15 protein-coding genes are annotated in these 18,821 nt (G+C 40.3%); 6 read left to right on the top strand and 9 right to left on the bottom strand.

The window, feature by feature from the left end:
• The first annotated feature begins 104 nt into the window (after positions 1–104).
• A complete protein-coding gene (locus ACQ2HE_RS17750) occupies positions 105–1,199 on the top strand; it encodes a hypothetical protein (protein WP_430900817.1) in 1,095 nt (364 codons plus the stop codon).
• Between the two features lie 43 nt (positions 1,200–1,242).
• Here ACQ2HE_RS17750 and ACQ2HE_RS17745 read toward each other — a convergent pair whose 3' ends face one another.
• Together ACQ2HE_RS17745 and ACQ2HE_RS17740 are read right to left on the bottom strand one after the other, a co-directional pair.
• On the bottom strand, positions 1,243–1,770 hold the full coding sequence (locus tag ACQ2HE_RS17745; protein ID WP_430900819.1) for a TMEM175 family protein: 528 nt from the start codon (positions 1,768–1,770) through the stop codon (positions 1,243–1,245).
• Positions 1,771–2,296: 526 nt separating this feature from the next.
• Entirely contained in the window at positions 2,297–3,328 is a 1,032-nt protein-coding gene (locus tag ACQ2HE_RS17740; protein WP_430900821.1) for a GntR family transcriptional regulator, read from the bottom strand.
• Between the two features lie 625 nt (positions 3,329–3,953).
• On the opposite strand from ACQ2HE_RS17740, the gene rhaT reads away from it, so the two are divergent.
• Genes rhaT through ACQ2HE_RS17715 form a run of 5 tightly spaced genes read left to right on the top strand, consistent with a single transcriptional unit; the run spans position 3,954 to position 10,948 of the window.
• Positions 3,954–5,024 carry an L-rhamnose/proton symporter RhaT gene (rhaT, locus tag ACQ2HE_RS17735; protein WP_430900823.1) on the top strand — a complete coding sequence of 357 codons (1,071 nt, stop codon included), beginning with the start codon at positions 3,954–3,956 and terminating at the stop codon, positions 5,022–5,024.
• A 15-nt stretch (positions 5,025–5,039) separates the two neighbouring features.
• Complete coding sequence (locus tag ACQ2HE_RS17730) at positions 5,040–7,154, top strand: bifunctional aldolase/short-chain dehydrogenase (protein ID WP_430900825.1); 2,115 nt, start codon at positions 5,040–5,042, stop codon at positions 7,152–7,154.
• A 12-nt stretch (positions 7,155–7,166) separates the two neighbouring features.
• Complete coding sequence (locus ACQ2HE_RS17725; RefSeq protein ID WP_430900827.1) at positions 7,167–8,438, top strand: sugar isomerase; 1,272 nt, start codon at positions 7,167–7,169, stop codon at positions 8,436–8,438.
• Positions 8,439–8,440: 2 nt separating this feature from the next.
• Entirely contained in the window at positions 8,441–9,784 is a 1,344-nt protein-coding gene (locus ACQ2HE_RS17720) for an FGGY-family carbohydrate kinase (RefSeq protein WP_430900829.1), read from the top strand.
• Positions 9,785–9,793: 9 nt separating this feature from the next.
• On the top strand, positions 9,794–10,948 hold the full coding sequence (locus ACQ2HE_RS17715; protein WP_430900831.1) for an alpha-hydroxy acid oxidase: 1,155 nt from the start codon (positions 9,794–9,796) through the stop codon (positions 10,946–10,948).
• 389 nt (positions 10,949–11,337) lie between these two features.
• On the opposite strand, the gene ACQ2HE_RS17710 is transcribed toward ACQ2HE_RS17715, so the two are convergent.
• The 7 genes from ACQ2HE_RS17710 to ACQ2HE_RS17680 all read right to left on the bottom strand — a co-directional run bounded on the left by ACQ2HE_RS17710 (position 11,338) and on the right by ACQ2HE_RS17680 (position 18,818).
• Positions 11,338–12,096, bottom strand: a complete 759-nt coding sequence (locus tag ACQ2HE_RS17710) for a hypothetical protein (RefSeq protein ID WP_430900833.1) — start codon at positions 12,094–12,096, stop codon at positions 11,338–11,340.
• A 98-nt stretch (positions 12,097–12,194) separates the two neighbouring features.
• Positions 12,195–13,571 carry an HAD-IB family phosphatase gene (locus tag ACQ2HE_RS17705; RefSeq protein WP_430902482.1) on the bottom strand — a complete coding sequence of 459 codons (1,377 nt, stop codon included), beginning with the start codon at positions 13,569–13,571 and terminating at the stop codon, positions 12,195–12,197.
• A 55-nt stretch (positions 13,572–13,626) separates the two neighbouring features.
• The gene (locus ACQ2HE_RS17700) at positions 13,627–15,015 is read right to left on the bottom strand and encodes a sensor histidine kinase (protein WP_430900837.1); all 1,389 of its coding nucleotides are present in this window, start codon (positions 15,013–15,015) and stop codon (positions 13,627–13,629) included.
• Complete coding sequence (locus tag ACQ2HE_RS17695; protein WP_430900839.1) at positions 15,012–15,707, bottom strand: response regulator transcription factor; 696 nt, start codon at positions 15,705–15,707, stop codon at positions 15,012–15,014. The genes ACQ2HE_RS17700 and ACQ2HE_RS17695 overlap by 4 nt, the downstream gene beginning before the upstream one ends.
• 116 nt (positions 15,708–15,823) lie before the next feature.
• Positions 15,824–16,936, bottom strand: a complete 1,113-nt coding sequence (locus tag ACQ2HE_RS17690) for a hypothetical protein (RefSeq protein WP_430900841.1) — start codon at positions 16,934–16,936, stop codon at positions 15,824–15,826.
• A gap of 7 nt (positions 16,937–16,943) precedes the next feature.
• Entirely contained in the window at positions 16,944–18,197 is a 1,254-nt protein-coding gene (locus tag ACQ2HE_RS17685) for a hypothetical protein (RefSeq protein WP_430900843.1), read from the bottom strand.
• Positions 18,198–18,203: 6 nt separating this feature from the next.
• Positions 18,204–18,818 carry a hypothetical protein gene (locus ACQ2HE_RS17680; RefSeq protein ID WP_430900845.1) on the bottom strand — a complete coding sequence of 205 codons (615 nt, stop codon included), beginning with the start codon at positions 18,816–18,818 and terminating at the stop codon, positions 18,204–18,206.
• Between the last annotated feature and the right edge of the window lie 3 nt (positions 18,819–18,821).

Here is an 18,821-nt window from a genome sequence, read left to right as displayed (position 1 = left end):
GGGTTCTTTGTAGATCCGGCAGGCAGATATGAAATACATCTATACAGTCATCAATAGCCACACATTCAATACAACTACAATGATAGTTTTGAATAAAAACAGACATGAAAAATCTCATCCTTCCCTTATTGATGCTACTTATTGTATCGCGCTTGCACGCACAGGATTTTGTATACGAAGGTCCCGCAAAGCCTGAAGTGCGTTCTTTTTGGACCAATGCCATGGGCATTCAAAGAACAGGTAAAATAGCAGAAACCCTCGCAGTGATGGAATCCAAAATGGCCGAAGTAAAGAAGAAGGATCCATCGTACAGTACCGATAAAATGCAGGCTGAAATCAACAAGTGGAAAGCGAAACTAGCTTCAACGCCTGCTGATAAGCCGGAAGACTTTAGCAATCTAAACCCGACTCAAAAAGCCATTAAAGCCGATAAGCTTTTACGCAAACTATTTGAAGAAACAAATATCAGCATTACGCAGCGGGAACTCCCTACAATTGAATTCGTTTTTAATAACTACAAAAAATACTTAACAGATTATCAAGCTCTGAATGGAAAGGCGGCAGATCGTGATATCAAACGCGCCAAAACCATTATTGGCAAACAGGTATACATGACCAATCAAGCCATCACCAATTTGGAATTGAACAAACAAAAAGGAACCAATGCTGAAAGTGCAGAAGTGTATTACTATGATGCAAAATACCATCAGTTATACTGGGAAGCCGCAGTGGCAGTATTTCCTGAGGAAGCGTCTTTTGCCGATCAACTGAAAGTGATCTCTGAAGTGGTAGCAAAGAATGGATCTATTAAAGACATGAAAGCAGGAGCGGAAAAGAACAATGCCGAAAAGATAAAGACTAGAAAACTTCCGGCTCCGGTAATGAAGGATGCTGCTCTGGAAAAATTTGTAATGGATCAGTTCAATGCAAAATACGGTGCCGAATACAAGGGACAGGCTTTGAAGGTGGTACTAACACAAGCCGACTGGACGATCAATAAAAACACGGCAACAGGGGCCATTCTTTCCAGACATAAAACGGCAAAATTGGCCTACAAGGGCAATGATGGTAAATGCTATTTACTACCTCAGTATCTTTTGATAGAGCAACCTTATTCCGGCGGTAACAGTTATGGCGCATCTAGGCTGGTATACACCGGTAACAGCGGCGATGAAATGCTTTGCGAAAACGTTCGCTGATTATTCGGTAGTATCCTTTATAGAGGAGGGCTAATACCCTCTTCTATTTTATTTCAAGTTCAGGATGGTGCTTTTTGTAATAGCGTTTGATGAAGAATGTAGCTAAGGGTGGCGCGATGGGCAGAATAAAGTAAGACAGCCAACTGTTGAGCATCCCTACAAATACCAACAATACAAATATTCCCGGTATTATTAGTGCCCTCGTTTTATTGTAATTCGCCATTGGTTTACTAAGTGAATTTGAAATATGGTTCTTTTTGTTTGCTACAATTGACCAAAGTCGAAAGCTAAAAACTCCTGTGATCACAATGTTTGTTGTATAAAAAATCATTGGAGTACTGATTCCATCAATATAATACTCGCTTAGAAAGGCAGAAGAGAAGGGCATTACAGCGATGGGCATTAGGAAGAGCAAGTTTGCCCACAATAGTTTTGAATGAAAGTGATCAACATAGTAGAAGAGTCGGTGATGCGAAAACCAATACATTCCTACTACAATAAAACTTACAATAAATCCAATGAATTTTGGGATAAGTTCGTCTAATCCCTTGCGAAGCGCTTCCTCAGTCACTTCTGAATGTGAAATAACAGGAACTTTTACTTCTATAATTAATAAGGTGAGGCAATGGCAAATATGGCATCGCTAAAGAATGCCAATCGTTCTATTTGAAAGCCTTCTTTGTGTTGTTTATCGTTCATAGAAAAACTGATTCTAGTGCTAGTATTGGTTTTAGTATTCGCAATTTAAGGCTAGGATTTCAAAATAAAGAGATCTTACAACAATCATCTATAAAATGATGTTACTGTTGATTCAAAGTGGCTCCTATTGCCCTTTGCGATTCCTTCGCGCTCTCTGCGCAATCCTATGTTTGCGGTGAATATTTTTTTGACCACGGATTCGCACAAATTAAAACAGATTTACACAAATTAGGGGCTGAGTATTCTGTCATACACTACGAATAACGAACTCTAATCTGTGGTATCTATATTTAGAATCTGAGTTATCTGTGGTTTCAAAAACCCTTCGCGACATCTCTGCGCTGCGGTGAGCACCCCAAGCAGCGAAGCTGCGTAAAACTCAAAACTTATAACTACTCTCACAAACTCTCCCGCTCCCTCACATGAAAGGGCACTTCCGCCGAATGGTTCTCTTCTGCCAACACCATCGCCGCTGCCATTTCTCCCATAGCCTTAAAATCGGTTGAAATGGTTGTAATGCCATTCAGTATAAATTCTTTCCAGGGCGTTTCGTTGTAAGAAATAATGCCTACATCTTTTCCAACTATCATGGAAGTTTGTTTAATTTTCCCAAGAAGCACCACCAAGTCGTCTTCCATTAAATTAATGTACACCGCGCCTTTTTCTATTTCTTCTTCTTCAATTACTGAAATAGTTTTGTAATTGAAAGCAAAGTCGGTACAGAAGCGCTGAAAGCCTTGCAATATTTCATTCGGAAAATAAGTGTATGAAGGAAAGATGATCTTAAGTGTTTGGTATTTGCTCAATCGATCTAGCAATTGATGCAAGGCTTTGTAGATATCTCCGGCGAAATTCTCATAGATCGCACTGTGTTCTTGTTTTACGCCCGGAACCTGTTTGTCGAGTATGATGAGTTTCCCTGATTTTAGTTGATCCAATAATGAGGCAACCTCTTCTCCACCCTCTAGGAAATGTGGGATGATCACATAATGTGTATAACCATCTTTTTTTTGTTCTATAAGTTTTTTGAATAAGGTAAAATCGTTGTTATAGATGTAAAAGTCGATCACTACATTTTCTCCCAACATAGCCGCAAATGCATCGTAGATCAATTTTTTATGTGCGCTTAGTTTATTGAAAAGCAGCAGAATTTTTATGCGTTGCTGGTAATCAGTTTTCGTGATATAGTAACCCTTTCCCGGCACGGATCCAATAATGCCCAGTTGTTTCAGATGTCGGTAAGCTTTCTCTGCTGTATCTCTTGATACATCAAGTTCATAACTCAAGTCGTTGATTGAAGGTAGTAAGTAATCTTTCGTTAGTGTTCTATTTGAGATCGCTTCAATGATGGCATTGCTTAATTGCAAATATTTGGGTGTGATCGATTGGTCATCGATTCGGATGTATTGGTAGATGTTGAAATCAGACATGGGGTAAAGATAGTTTGTAAGGGGAGAAAGTAGTAAGTTTTGAGTGACTTTGATGATTAATTGATTCACCGCAGAGAGCGCAGAGGCCGCGAAGGAGTCGCAGAGTATTGGTTCTTCTTTTACCCAAGCAGCGCAGTGCTGGCAATATCTTTTTATTTCCTCCGTCCTCTATCCTCCCTCATCCATCCTAATTTTCACCGCAGCGGCGCAGCGATCGCAGCGATCCTTCGACTAGGCCTTCGGCCTGCTCAGGACAAGCTCGCAGCGAATCCCCGTGCCTCTGAGCCCCCGTGGTTTTGTCTTTCCTCGTTTCCCGCAACGGCTTCGCCTGTCCCGTATCGTTCCTCATGGGACTAAAATTTACTCCGCTTTGCTCCGTAAATTTCAGCCTGCTTTCGGCTGTTTAATTATTAATTATTACTTATTAATTATTAATTGCTACCCCCTGTTCTTCCCCTTGTTCTTTCTCCATACCCCCGGCTATTCAATTCTTAATTCTTAATTGGTTTTCCCGGCTGTTCCATTATTAATTATTACTTATTAATTATTAATTATTCCCCCATGACACCCCATGACAGCCCATCCCCCTTTTCTCCCTATATTTATATTCAACAAACGATTAACGATGCAAGCCATTCTAGGAGTTCTTTTTCATTTCATCGGCGGATTCGCTTCAGGTAGCTTTTACATGCCCTATAAAAAAGTAAAAGGGTGGAACTGGGAATCGTATTGGATAGTAGGCGGCTTGTTTTCTTGGTTGATTGTTCCTCCACTCGCAGCCTATCTGACCATCCCCAACTTTGTTGAAATTATCAAAGGAGCCGATGCCACTGTTATTGGGTATACCTATTTGTTTGGACTGCTTTGGGGTATCGGCGGACTTACCTACGGACTTGGTGTGCGCTATCTCGGCGTTTCCCTTGGAAGCAGTATCATCCTCGGACTCTGCATGGTCTTTGGCTCTTTGATTCCCTCAATCTATTACAATTTCGTTCCAACAGAAGGGAAAGACAGCTTCTCTTTGCTTATCAATACAGGCTGGGGTAAAACTGTTTTATTCGGACTCTTAATTGGTATTCTTGGTATCATCATTTCAGGTAAAGCGGGTATGATGAAGGAGAAAGAACTCGGTTCCAAAGATGCCAGCAACTCCGAATACAAATTTGGATTGGGAATTCTGGTTTCAGTAGTATCGGGTGTATTGAGCGCCTGTTTCAATTTTGGATTGGAAGCAGGTAAACCCATGGCCAACGTAGCAAATGAATTGTGGATGAACGCTCATCCGAATGAAGGGAATTTCTTGTACCAAAACAATGTGGTGTATGTAGTAGTACTATGGGGCGGCTTGACTACCAATTTTATCTGGTGCATGATCTTGAACGCCCGAAATAAAAGCTTTGGAGATTACACCAAGTCGTCTACTCCTTTGTTGAAGAACTATATTTTCTCAGCCTTGGCGGGCACTACTTGGTTTCTTCAGTTCTTTTTCTATGGAATGGGAGAAAGTAAACTCGGCAATGGAGCCAGTTCGTGGATACTCCACATGTCGTTCATTATCTTGATCGCGAATTTGTGGGGATTGGTTTTGAAAGAATGGAAAGGCGTGAGCAAAAAAACAACACAAACCATTATACTGGGAATTGCTGTCATCATTGCATCTGTATTGATCGTTGGATACGGCAATTCATTGAAGTAAGGTAAAATAGCATTTATGAGTTTAGAAAAAACATTCAAGCACGTTTCCTATTTGTGGAACGAAGAAGAAGCGGCAAAGCTGGCCGGCGACGAAGTGGGTTTATTGGTATATCGCTCCAACTTATTAGGCGCCGATCTTCGTTTAACCAATTACGGTGGAGGCAATACATCCTGCAAAGCCACGGCTATTGATCCACTTACAGGAAATAAAGTGGAAGTGATGTGGGTGAAAGGAAGCGGAGGCGATTTGGGAACCATGAAGCGTTCAGGATTGGCGGCATTGTACGTTGATCGACTTCGTTCTTTAAACGGTCGTTACCGTGGCATCGAATTTGAAGATGAAATGGTGGCCCTGTTCAATCATTGCATCTACGATTTGGATTCCAAAGCGCCTTCTATCGATACTCCTTTACACGGATTTCTTCCTTTTAAGCACATCGATCACTTACATCCCGATGCAGCCATTGCAATTGCTGCTGCGAAGGATGGAGAAAAAATCACCAAGGAACTTTTTAAGGGAAAAATCGGCTGGGTGCCTTGGCAACGTCCGGGTTTCGATTTAGGATTGCAATTGAAAAAATGCTTGGATGAAAATCCGGGTATTCGTGGTATCATGCTCGGTTCTCACGGTTTGTTTACCTGGGGCGATACAGCCTATGAAAGCTATATCAATACCTTAGAAGTAATTGAAGCTTGTGCTGAATTCATTGAATCAAAGCAAAAGGGTCAAACAGCTTTCGGGGGTGCTAAAATACAATCGGCTCCGGCTGAAGAAAGAAAAGCAATGGCTGCTTCGCTAGCGCCCATCCTTCGTGGGTTCTGTTCTTCTTATACTTCAATGTTGGGCCATTTCACCGACGATGAACGTGTTCTCAATTTTATCAATTCAAATGACCTGGATCGATTGGCCCCTATGGGCACTAGCTGCCCCGATCATTTCTTGAGAACTAAAATTTCTCCCCTAGTACTCAATCTTTCTACTAATGAAGATTTAAGCGATACTGAAGCCGTAAAACAAAAAATTGCACCGCTGTTTGAAGACTATCGGAAGATGTATGCCGACTATTACAATGCATGCAAGCATCACAACAGTCCTGCCATGCGTGATCCCAATCCGGTTATTATCTTATATCCGGGCATTGGGATGTTCAGTTTCGCCAAAGACAAACAAACAGCACGTGTAGCAGCTGAGTTTTATATCAATGCTATTAATGTAATGCGAGGTGCAGAAGCCATTTCTTCTTACACATCTTTACCTCGTCAGGAAGCTTTTAATATTGAATATTGGTTATTAGAAGAAGCCAAATTGCAACGCATGCCAAAACCCAAACCTCTTACCGGTAAAGTTGCTCTAGTAACGGGTAGTGGTGGTGGCATTGGAAAAGCAATTGCCAAGAAATTTGCAGAAGAAGGTGCTTGTGTAGTGTTGAGTGATAACAATGCAGATCGATTGGAGGAAGCCAAACTCGAATTTCAGAAAGCCTTTGGGAAAGACGCTTCCATTGGCGTAGTTTTAGATGTTACAAAACTTGATACTATCAGTGCTGCTTATGCAGCTATCAATCTTGCTTTTGGTGGAATCGATATAGTAGTGAACAACGCAGGGCTATCGATCTCAAAAACAATTGAGGCGCATACTGAGGCCGATTGGGATTTGTTATACGATGTGTTGGTGAAAGGACAATTCTTAATTACACAGGCTGCCGTTACCATCATGAAGAAGCAAGGAAAAGGTGGCGATGTATTAAATATTGTAAGTAAGAATGCACTTGTGAGTGGTCCAAACAATGCCGGATACGGATCAGCGAAAGCAGCACAATTGCATCTGTCGCGATTGAACGCAGCTGAACTCGGTGCCGACAAAATTCGGGTGAACGTAGTGAACCCCGATGCAGTGATTGCAGGTAGCAATATTTGGGCCGGCGGTTGGGCAGAAGGTAGAGCGAAAGCTTATGGTGTTACTGTAGATGAATTGCCAGCCTATTATGCAAAAAGAACTCTGTTGAATGAAATTATTTATCCGGAAGATATTGCCAATGCCTGCTTTGCTTTTGTAGGAGGATTGTTGAGCAAGTCAACCGGTAATGCTATAAATGTAGATGGAGGAGTGGCTGCCGCCTTCCTTCGATAAACAACGATTGCTATGATACTAGATAAAAATCAGATCCACCATTTCAACGAGAAAGCCTTAGCAAGCCACCAAGCGAAATGGAATTATTATAAAAATGAAATTCCAAATGCGGAGGCCATTGTGCAAAATCTCGCAAAATTCAATGTAGCTATTCCAAGCTGGGCATTGGGAACCGGTGGTACACGTTTTGGTCGCTTTTCCGGTAGCGGAGAGCCTGCTTCGTTAGAAGATAAGATGGAGGATGTAGGGTTATTGCATGCGCTAAACGGCGCAAGTGGCGCCATTTCGCTTCACATTCCCTGGGACATTCCAAGCGACTATGAAGCCATTCAACAAAAAGCTGCATCCTTAAACTTGAAATTTGATGCAGTAAACTCGAATACCTTTCAAGATCAACCCGGTCAACCACTGAGTTATAAGTTCGGTTCCTTGCAGCATGTAAATACAGCGGTTCGTCAACAAGCCATTGATCACAATATTGAAGTAATCAATCACGGGGTTAAACTTGGTTCAAAAGCCATTACGGTTTGGCTCAGTGATGGAAGTTGTTTTCCCGGCCAACTTAATTTTAGAAAAGCATTTCAAAATACTTTGGAGAGCTTGCAAGCCATTTATGCCGCCTTGCCTTCAGATTGGAAACTCTTTGTTGAATACAAGGCCTTTGAACCGAATTTTTATTCCATGACGGTGGGAGACTGGGGACAAAGTTTACTCTATGCGAATAAGCTGGGTCCGCAAGCATACACGCTGGTCGATTTAGGTCACCACCTCCCCAATGCCAATATTGAACAGATCGTCAGTTTATTATTGATGGAAGGGAAATTAGCTGGCTTTCATTTCAATGACTCTAAATACGGTGATGATGATTTAACAGTAGGAAGTATCAAACCCTATCAACTCTATTTAATTTTTAATGAATTGGTAGAAGGTATGGATGCCCGAGGAATGGATCATAACCATGATTTAGGATGGATGATTGATGCCAGTCACAACGTAAAAGATCCTTTGGAAGATTTACTGCAAAGTGTAGAAGCCATCATGCTAGCATATGCACATGCATTGCTGACAGACAGAGCTGCATTAAATACCGCACAGGATAACAACGATGTAGTAGCTGCACAAGAAATCTTACAAAACACCTTTCGAACAGACGTACGGACTTTGGTTGCTGAAGCACGCTTGCGGAACGGCGCAGCTTTGCAGCCTTTGCAGTTCTATAGACAACAGCAAGTTCGTCAACAATTGATAAAGGATCGTGGAAATTCCAAAGCCAGCGGATTGTAAGTATGGAAGCAGTGCTCGTTTTTGATATCGGCAAAACCAACAAGAAATGGCTCTTGTTCAACCAACACTATCAGGTGATTGCCGAACATTCCATTCGTATTCCCGAATTGCTCGATGAAGATGGATTTCCTTGCGACGATGTACAAGCAATCACGAATTGGATTCGATCCGAAACCAAGCGATTGAAAGCTTCCTCAGAATATTCCATTAAGGCTATTAATTTCTCGGGGTATGGAGCAAGTTTTGTGTACTTAGATCAAGAAGGGAAACAAATTGGTCCGCTTTACAATTACCTAAAGCCACTTAACCCCTCCATCCATCAAACCTTTTTCCGGAAATATGGTGATGAGGTTACTATAGCACAAGAAACGGCTTCTCCCATTTTGGATCTCTTGAATTCAGGATTGCAATTGGTGCGATTGAAGAATGAGCATCCTGATTTCTTTCACGACATTCACACAGCTTTGCATTTGCCCCAGTATTTAAGTTATGTGTTAACCGGTTTACCCGTTAGCGAACTAACTTCTATTGGATGCCATACCTTGTTGTGGAATTTTGAAAAGCGTTCCTACCACGATTGGGTTTCGCAGGAAGAATTAGACGACCTCTTTCCCCCAATTGTTCCTTCTAATAATTTTTTTGAAAGAGAAGAAATGAAAATAGGAGTGGGCTTGCACGATAGTTCTGCCGCATTGATTCCCTACTTGTTCTCTTTTCAAACGCCTTTTGTTTTAATTTCTACAGGTACTTGGAGTATTTCCTTGAACCCTTTTAACAGAACGGTATTGAAAAAAGAAGAATTGAAACAAGACGTACTAGCGTATCTTTCTTTTGATGGGAATGCCGTGAAAGCAGCGCGCCTGTTCTTAGGTGCCGCCCACGAAGAACAGCTATCCCACATTAATACTCATTTCAAGCGCGGAGCAAACGACTATCAGTCAATAAATTTCAATGCCAACTATCTAAATAATTTAAAAAGCTGTTTTGGTGAAGACTCTAAAGAACGGCTAGAAACCTCTTCCGGTCTACATTTGATCGATTGGCGTGCCTGTAATTCGTTTGAAGAAGCTTACCATCAGCTACTCTTCAATTTAGTAGAACATCAGAAAAAAAGTACAGATTTAGTACTGCATAACAGCCCGGTAGACTGTATTTTTGTTGACGGCGGTTTCAGTCATAATCAGCTCTTCATGCAATTTCTAAAACGGCAGTATCCTGAAAAAAGCGTTTATGCTGCAACGGTAGCTCAGGCATCGGCTTTAGGGGCAGCTTTGGTATTGCACCAGCACTGGAATCAGGAGGCTATTCCTGAGCATTTGATTGAAACAAAGCCGATTTCAATTTAAACTACAACTATGTCACAAAAGTGGGACTATAACAGCAACTATCCGGCCATCGATGATCTTCGCAATAAAGCAAAAAGAAACATTCCCCGTTTTGCATTTGAGTACCTCGATGGGGGCTGTAATGAAGATGTGAATTTGCACAAAAACATTGCTGAATTGAGAGAGGTTGAACTCGCGCCATACTATTTAAATAATTACGAAGGAGTTAATTTAAAAACAGAGCTTTTCGGGCATGTATACGATGCCCCATTTGGAGTGGCTCCGGTGGGTTTGCAAGGATTGATTTGGCCCAATAGTCCCGAAATTTTAGCAAAAGCTGCTTATGCACATAATATCCCATTTATCCTTAGTACGGTTACTACTTCAAGTATTGAACGAATAGCTGAAATAACAGAAGGAAAAGCCTGGTATCAATTATATCACCCTGCCGAGAATGATTTGAGAGATGATATCATCAAACGCTTGCAAGCTTGTAACTATCCGGTATTGGTATTGCTTTGCGATGTTCCATCTTTTGGATTCCGTCCGCGTGATATCCGTAATGGATTGGCCATGCCTCCCAAAATGACACTTAAGAACATTCTTCAGATAATGGGAAAACCCAATTGGGCAATCAAAACATTGATTCATGGAACTCCCAATTTTGCTACACTAAAGCCCTATATGCCGAAAGGATTAAACATGTCGCAATTGGGACAATTCATGAACAAAACATTTTCCGGTCGATTGAATGCTGAGAAGATTGCACCCATAAGAGATATGTGGAAAGGAAAGATTGTGTTGAAAGGAGTGGCAACTGAACAAGATACGGAGATGGCGATCAAATTGGGATTAGACGGTATTATTGTATCGAATCATGGTGGACGTCAAGTAGATGCCGGTCAATCGGCCATTAAGAGTATGGAGCCTATTGTAAACAATTATAAGAACAAGATCAAGATCATGATGGACAGCGGGGTTCGCTCGGGTCCGGATATTGCCCGCACATTGGCCTCCGGTGCTGAATTTACTTTTTTAGGAAGAACCTTTATGTACGGTGTTGCTGCTTTAGGCAATGAAGGCGGCAATCACGCCATTGGTATGTTGAAAACACAATTGAAGCAAGTGATGGAACAAGTGTGTTGTAAGAGTACGGGTGAGTTGGGGAAGCACCTTATTAAGTAGTGAGTTTTAAGTTGTTTAGTTTTTAAGTTGGGTAGCTTCGATGTTTAATACATTCACCGCAAAGAGCGCCAAGCGCGCAAAGAATTCGCAAAGTGCATTGCTACTTTTTTTTCTTCAGTGTGCGCAACTAAAAAACAAATTCCGACAGCCACCACCTAGAGCCTAACGCCTAACACCTAGAGCCTAAAGCCCAAGGCCTAACGCCTAAAGCCTAAAGCCTAACACCTAAAGCCTAACGCCTTAAAAAAGAAATTCCGCTTGAAGAATCAAGCGGAATTGTACCTAATCAATCAACTCTAAAAACCCCTAGAGCCTAAACTGAAGTCGGTGGCCAAGCTCTCCTTTTAAAACGGCTGGAGGGACGATCATTTGGAGAACCGGCCATTTATTTATTGATAATATAGTATAGCAGCTTTTGGAACTGTTGATGATGCCAAAAAGCCTCTCATATTTCGATACAATTGTTTGAAGTAATTTTTTTTCTTATTGATGCATACAACACAGTGTTCATTCTCTTCAATACTTCTCATTATATGATGCTGTGTTTCTTCTTCTGAGGCAATCGTAAACAATTCAACATTTCTACGATTAAAATCTTCCATCAAACTTTTGATATTCAAAAAATCAATGAATTGTTGATCTACTTTTGTGTCTGGAATGAATATTTGGATATGAGAATGTTTGAACTGAATACTGTTATCTGTAAGAATTGATGCAATTTTAAACGGATGATCATAAGGAAAGAGCAGCGAGCTATCTCTAAGTTGATGTTTATGACCGATGTACAATATTGGAACTTGAAGCGCTATTATTAGTTTAAGTAATTTACCTTGCCCTATTATTTTATTTAGAAAGAAAGATTGCGATTCAAAGAACACGACATTTGAAATCTTTAGTTCATTTACTAGAAAGTTAATATACTTGTGTTCGTACACATTCGAAACCAATTTTACTTGAATACTTCCGCCATTTTCAGAAAATTGATGGAGGCAATCGAAAATGGAATGTATCGTGTTTTCGCGAACAGATTTTACGAGCACAAAGAGGTTGGAGTTGAAAGAAAAAAGTTTCTTACAATAATTCCCCATTTTAATGAAATCATCGGGATTGGAGAGAATGATGAGATGGTTGTTCTTGTCGCTAACCATAGCAGCAAGGTACAAACATAAGCCAGCGACAAGAATTAAAATGCTATTAAAGAATGATAAATGGCTAGTACTAAATTGAAAATTCTATGCCCAACCGATTACTTGAAGATTCGCCTTAAGAGATTAAAGTCGGGTGTTTTTACAGTCATATCCGCTTCTTTATCTAATTCAGCACTAGTTGAACAGAATGACACACCGTATCCAACTTTTTTTATTATACACTCATCGTTTTCTCCATCACCAATCATGATGATGTTTTTTGAGGTAATTTGATGTTCTGCTTTTAGGCATGAAAGTATATGTGATTTGCAGTATTCATGCGTGCATTGTTTTTCGCTAGCTTTAAAAAAGTAAGAAGGAATTCTCACTTCACCGGTACAAATGCCGCCATTAAACTCTAAATCATTGGCAAAATGCAGGTCTAGTCCAAATCTTTTGGTAAGCAAATGTGTTAGAAAGCTATAGCTATCGCTTATGATTCCAGTTAGGTAGCCTTTTTGCTTTAGTTCGACCATCAGTGAATCAAAGTTAGCTGTAATTGACATTTTGTCGAAAACTGTGATGAGTTCATTAATGTGAAAGCCTTTTAAGAGCCGGGCAATATTTTTTGTTCGAACCATGGGATTGGAACTAGCATGCATTACTTCTGCCAATTGGTCTTCAAACCCTAGTTCGAAGGCGGCGGTTCTAATAAAACTTCCCCTCAATATAGTATTGTCCATATCAAACAACGCGATTTTCCTAGCAGATGCGCTATCTAAATGAAGCAATTTTCCCATTTGCCCACCGAGTTCAGTGATGCTTTCATAAGTGTGAAGGGTTTGGTCTTTTACTTTTTGTATAATTGTTTTTGCAACTTCCTTGCTCATTTTGGCTAATGCTTCCAAGGGATGCATTCTGTTTTCAATGTTTCCAATATTCACTTCACAAATGCGCGCATTCAAATGAAACATATCGATCAATATTCCAATGTCTACGCCATATCCATTTTCGAAATTGCACTTCTCGAAGTATTCCTTTCGTCCGGCAATCATTCCACTCAATGGTTGTTGGAACTGAGGAAATCCCGGATATAGAATGGACAGTAAAGGTTTCGCTACCAATTCGGTAACGCGACCGGCCTGACGTTGAAAATATGATTTCACAAAATCAAAACGACCTTCAAGAATGGGCTCACACAATTTCTTGATTGTGTCTTCTGAGTAAGTTTCAATGTCGGCATCCAAGTACACCAACACATTATTGGAGGCGAATTCCATTCCTTCTTGCATTGATATTCCTTTGCCTCTTTGTTTGCTGGTAATAACACGAGCACCACAGGATCTTGCTATCGCTGCAGTAGCATCAGTTGAACAATCATCAATTACCAAGACTTCGGTTACATTCGGAGATTGTAACGCAAGATTGATAACAGAGGCAATTGTTTTTTCCTCGTTCAATGCAGGTATGATTACTGTAATGTTTTGAGTCATCATACCAAAGTTGACAAATACTATTCCAAAAAATAATTAAAAGGACATTAAAGAATAGCTATGCATTCGTTCTTAATGCTTTAGGAAGAGAAATGTGGAAAACACTTCCGGAATTGGGTTCCGAAGTGACGAGGATTTTTCCATTGTGAAATTTAATAATGTTTCTTGCAATTGAAAGACCTAAGCCAAATCCTTTCTTTTGCGCAGCTGTGGGTCCTTGATAAAAAGGTTCGAATATGTTCTTGATGGTTTCTTTGCTCATCCCAATACCTTTATCAGCGATATCAATTTGTATATCGTTCTTTGTGAAGCCTATGGTTACAGTTGCACTTTTATTGGGATCAAATTTGCAGGCATTGAGTACCACATTCTTGATGGCACTTTCTAGAAGATCTCTGTTTCCGAACAATTCCAAATCTTCCTCTTCCTCAGGGATATCCAGATAGTCTAAGTGTACTTGGTTTTCATTGATCGATTGTACTTCATTTACTACACGCATCAATACTTCATCAATTCTCAAGGTAGCGATTTCAATTTTTATTTTTGACTCACTAGAGCGGGCCATTTCTAAAAGGCCTGTGGTGAGTTTGTTCAGGTGTTTTACATCCTCGAAAACAGATTTTAATACTTGTTGATAATCTTCTGTTGCACGCTGTTTCTGCAAGGTTACTTCCAACTGATTCGAAATAGAAGTTAGTGGTGTGCACAGTTCATGTGAAGCATTGGAAATAAACTGATTTTGAATTTGAAAACTCTGCTCCAATCGATCCATGAGATCGTTGAATGTTAATGCGAGTTCGGAAAGTTCATCCTTCGATTTGTTGTCGAGTGATATCCGGTTCTTCAGATTGAATCTTTGAATAGAATTCATTTCTGTGATGAATGTTCGAATGGGCCTCGTTAAAAAAGAAGCCACGAACCTGCTGAGTAAAAGAGTGATGGCAATAATCAATAAACCACCTATAGTTAAGGCGTTTTTGATATCCGTTAATCGCTCCACACCCAAAGGGTCGATTGCTGAAACAATGACGGTATGTTTGGTGCCTTCGTATTGAAAATGCTCCAGTATAAAGCGCCTTTCTCCTTCATCTGCATTTGCTTCATCAATATCAGTTCCGGTTTCATATAAACTGCGTTCAGCTTGAAAGAGGTTCCTGCTGCTATCACTGAAATGGTAGATCAGTTGCGCATTGGAATTGAAGATGGAAATGGTTTTGTCGGGTAGATTAACAATGGTAGACCGATCAATTCGTGTTAGAATTTCTGGATTGGTTCGAAAGAACTCTTGGAATATTTGTATGGTAGTATTGGCTTTGTTGCGAAGCCTACGCTGAAACTGCCGATGTACATCGGTATCGGTTTGAGCATAAATGAACAGGCAAAATACTAGTGTAAGTACACTAACACTTCCGGTAAAGATGAGCGCTATCTTGTTTTTTAATTTCATTCGTCTCGATCTTTCGCAATATAGCCCATTCCTACCTGAGTGTGAATGATCTTTGATTCAAACCCTTTGTCGATTTTATTACGTAAGAAATTGACATAAACATCGATAACATTGGTTTCTCGATCAAAATCAATTCCCCATACTTGCTTGGCAATATCTCTTCTACTTAACACCGTATTCTTATTGTGTACAAAATAGAGTAGGAGCGAATACTCTTTACTGGTGAGCGGAATAACGGCACCACTACGTACCACTTGTTTTGTATTGAGATCAATTTCTAAATCGCGGATCGATAGTTTATTTTCAACGATGGGATCAACGATCGTAGACCTTTTCAATAAGGCCTTAATACGCAGCAGCAGCTCTTGAAACTCGAAAGGTTTTGTAATGTAATCGTCTGCACCCGTTTCGAACGAATCGGTTTTATCAGCAATATCATTGCGAGCCGTTAACATAATTACCGGCAAACTCTGATTGATGGATCTGATTTGTTGAAGTACTTGTACACCATTGATATTGGGCAAATTGATGTCTAAAATGGCTAAATCAACTTTGTGATTTTCTCTATAGAAAGTTAGCGCTGATTCGCCATCACCATATTTTTCTACCCAATAGTTTTGCTCCTCGAGGCCTCGTTTAATACTGTCGGCTATTTTTATTTCATCTTCTACCAATAGAATCGTGGGTTTCATCTACGCGCTATTTTTTAGCAAAGGTAGTAAAACACCGAGCATTTCCAGAAAACAACAGTTTCGAGAACCTAATACAATGTGTTTGTAATCAAATAGATATAATTGGAAGGGATTAATTATTGATTAAAATTTGCCAAGGCTACTTTGAATTTCCCGTGTAAACGGCCATAGAAGATTGTTCCCTTTTCATCGGCACCTTCCAATGATCCTAAAAAATATCCTTTTACAAATCCCTCTTTCGGATTGTAGTCGGTAATCACTACAGCCCCGCCGTCACAGGTAGGTCCCTTTTCTCCCGCCTCGTCTCTTCGTTTTTTCTCTTCCGGATCATCGGCGCAGCTGCAAGCTTTCATCATCATGGGAAATGTTATGGCGATTGTATTTTGCTTGGCCAATTTTAATGGAAATCTACCCGTTGAGTTTCCGGTAAAGCTACAGGTGATCAGAAAGGGCCGTTTCATTCTAACTAAATTGCCTGCCATCATTGCCACTGAATCGCCCTGAATGGTTATGACAGTTGTGTTTTCTTCTTTGGAATAAACTGCTTTGCAGTTTGAAGTGAGCGCAGATAGATCGTACCCTTTTTTCTCCATAACTGCAGCCGCGTTTTTAGCCTGTAGTTTCCTAAGTGCCTCTTTCTGATGTGCATCTACAGACTCATTCAAAGTTTTCGCATCATGCTGAGTTGAGCCTGAAATCATCATATTAGCACCGCTATTTTGTTTAACTATGTATTTCTCTTGTTTTATGTTGAGAGCGGGACAGTCGAAATAAAATACATTGTCATTGTCTGCTAAGTAAACTGTGGTGAACAATTGCACCTGTTGGTATTGTTTCAGCCTGGGAATAAGCGTTACTTGAATAAGCATCGCTTTTTCCTTGGGCATTGCAGAAGGTGCCACAATTTGAGCCACTTCATTTTCTTTTAGTACTATTTTTCCGCCACCACTAATAATCCTGAATTCTCCCACAGTCCAAGGCGCATCACTTGGGTCTTTATAACGATAGTTGAAAGTATAAGGTGCGTAGTCCTCTTTCGATGCTAACACCATAATAATCTTCACATTAAACGTTTCATTTAGTTCAACGATGGATTTGTCTGATTCCAAATAGAGTTGCGAAGCCTGCACATCCACACCATGTTTTTCATAGTCGTAAACAGGCTGTTGGTTTTGAGCTACCAATACTGATGTAATTGTTGTAAATAGTAGAAGAAGTAACTGTCGCATGGGTTTGTTATTTTAGTTCATCAGGCATTCTACGAATCCTGAATTTTCCGTTTTTAATGGTATAAGTAGGAAGCTCATCTGTTCCATTATTGTGGTCTTTTATTGTGGCGGTGCCTGAGAAATACCCCTCAATAAAGCCCCCAACCGGAGCCCATTTTGTAATGGTGATTTCAACGGAGCTAGCAGTAAAGGAATGATTATTGTCTGGATTGCCACGCCACATTATTTGATAATCATAGTCGCTATCGAAACTTGCCGTTACTGTTCCGGTGGTTCTAACAATAGGCAAACTCATCATGAACAATTGGTTGTGGTCTCGGTCATCTTCAATATAAAAGTCTGTATGCGCATGTTCCAATACTTTTCTGTTTTCGTGGTGATTGCGAATGAGTACACAATTTTTTCGATCGTGCACTGAGGAACTTATGGAAAATTCCTTTTGTTTTCCGGATTCATCTGTATAGGTGAACGAAAGTGTATTGTTTCCTTGCACAGGCGGAATTGGATTCTCTACGGTGAATTTTTTCAGTGGAGTTTCCTCTTCTATGTCTTTAAATTTTCCTGTGCCTATCAGTTGAGCAACACTTTTCCAATCAATTTTACTCATGATCGGATCTGCAATATCTGAATGCCCTGAAATGCTTACTACAATCCATTGCACTTCAGTTCCCGGATGAATCGGGTGACTGGCTTTCAGCGAATACGTTGTTTTGGGCTTTCCGAATACATCTTCACCTGCAATGGCTTCAGATTTTACTGACCAAGATGGCCCAAAAAAAAGATACGTTTGTTCCGCGGCTTTAGAATCGCGGTATGCATTTTGACAGTACGCATTGTTTATTTTCACAAAACTACTTCCTACTTCTTTCATCGCCGGGAGTTCATTGATATAGATTTCAACTTCGCAATTGCTAATGCCGGTTAAATATTCTATGTTATTCTCCAACTGAGCCTTTTCAAATTTTTTTTCTAAACCCGCAGGTATTTTTGTGTACTGATAGGCAATTGTATATTGATGCGGAAAAGCATTTCGAGTGCTAAAGTTCATATCCGACATAAACCCTGATGTTCCGCCTAAGTCGCTTACTCCCCAGCTGCGTTCAGCAGGCTCCAAGGCTCCCTGCAATTCTTTCGGCATGGCTGCCGAAAGTGTTTTCAAAATTCTTGCATCTTCTTCTTTTTCTTGAGTAGTGGTAGGACGTTGAGAATAGGCCGAAGCAACTGTTAGCAACCCCAGGCCAATTGTAAGAAATAGCTTCATACGTGATTATTCAATGTTTAAAACAATTTGATGTATAGTGAGTTGACTTCCCTTGGTAACATCTTCATCGTTTTTTCCGGGCATTATTCCAAAGGTTGTTCGAATAGAATTTGCAAAGCAATGCTGCGGTGCAATAAAATTGACCCCACTCGGATTGAAGTTTAACTTGCATTCCATCCATATTTTCTGGGCAGGCTTTAGCCATCCATCTTTTGACGTTCCGTACAAAAATTGAGGAAAGCTCTGATTGATCTCTTCGTCAAAATCAGCATCAATTTTTACATATGCTTGATCGCTTCCTTTTGGTGTAAAACTGTATTGAAAACGAACTGTAACCTTCTTGCCCTTATTAATTTTGGCAGTAAGTTCGTCATAGCTAATGTTTACATTGTTGCTTCGATCGGTTTTTTTAAGATCAAAACAATGTTGTACTTCCAACAAAACTCCGCCATTAATCTTATCTGCGATTCTTACTTTGCCTTTGCAGTCTTGATCATTGTTGCAGTTCCAGTCTTCTGGACATCCCCATTCATTCCATCTTTTAAATTGCGAATTAGGATATTGTTGAGCGATTACAGTAGGAGTCCACAACAGCATTAAGAAAAGTAGGATTGTTTTCATGAT

Source organism: Endoryza foliicola (assembly GCF_050589245.1).
GTDB lineage: Bacteria > Bacteroidota > Bacteroidia > Chitinophagales > Chitinophagaceae > Endoryza > Endoryza foliicola.
The sequence above is the reverse complement of the archived record's forward strand: the minus strand, read 5'-3'. Positions and strand labels throughout refer to the sequence as shown.

What these genes read in the sequence shown, in the direction of transcription:
- ACQ2HE_RS17730 (WP_430900825.1), top strand. Translation starts at nt 5,040, where the DNA reads ATGAGTTTAGAAAAAACATTCAAGCACGTTTCCTATTTGTGGAACGAA.
- ACQ2HE_RS17725 (WP_430900827.1), top strand. Translation starts at nt 7,167, where the DNA reads ATGATACTAGATAAAAATCAGATCCACCATTTCAACGAGAAAGCCTTA.
- ACQ2HE_RS17705 (WP_430902482.1), bottom strand. Translation starts at nt 13,571, where the DNA reads ATGATGACTCAAAACATTACAGTAATCATACCTGCATTGAACGAGGAA.
- ACQ2HE_RS17750 (WP_430900817.1), top strand. Translation starts at nt 105, where the DNA reads ATGAAAAATCTCATCCTTCCCTTATTGATGCTACTTATTGTATCGCGC.
- rhaT (WP_430900823.1), top strand. Translation starts at nt 3,954, where the DNA reads ATGCAAGCCATTCTAGGAGTTCTTTTTCATTTCATCGGCGGATTCGCT.
- ACQ2HE_RS17690 (WP_430900841.1), bottom strand. Translation starts at nt 16,936, where the DNA reads ATGCGACAGTTACTTCTTCTACTATTTACAACAATTACATCAGTATTG.
- ACQ2HE_RS17710 (WP_430900833.1), bottom strand. Translation starts at nt 12,096, where the DNA reads ATGGTTAGCGACAAGAACAACCATCTCATCATTCTCTCCAATCCCGAT.
- ACQ2HE_RS17680 (WP_430900845.1), bottom strand. Translation starts at nt 18,818, where the DNA reads ATGAAAACAATCCTACTTTTCTTAATGCTGTTGTGGACTCCTACTGTA.
- ACQ2HE_RS17715 (WP_430900831.1), top strand. Translation starts at nt 9,794, where the DNA reads ATGTCACAAAAGTGGGACTATAACAGCAACTATCCGGCCATCGATGAT.
- ACQ2HE_RS17720 (WP_430900829.1), top strand. Translation starts at nt 8,441, where the DNA reads ATGGAAGCAGTGCTCGTTTTTGATATCGGCAAAACCAACAAGAAATGG.
- ACQ2HE_RS17700 (WP_430900837.1), bottom strand. Translation starts at nt 15,015, where the DNA reads ATGAAATTAAAAAACAAGATAGCGCTCATCTTTACCGGAAGTGTTAGT.
- ACQ2HE_RS17740 (WP_430900821.1), bottom strand. Translation starts at nt 3,328, where the DNA reads ATGTCTGATTTCAACATCTACCAATACATCCGAATCGATGACCAATCG.
- ACQ2HE_RS17695 (WP_430900839.1), bottom strand. Translation starts at nt 15,707, where the DNA reads ATGAAACCCACGATTCTATTGGTAGAAGATGAAATAAAAATAGCCGAC.
- ACQ2HE_RS17685 (WP_430900843.1), bottom strand. Translation starts at nt 18,197, where the DNA reads ATGAAGCTATTTCTTACAATTGGCCTGGGGTTGCTAACAGTTGCTTCG.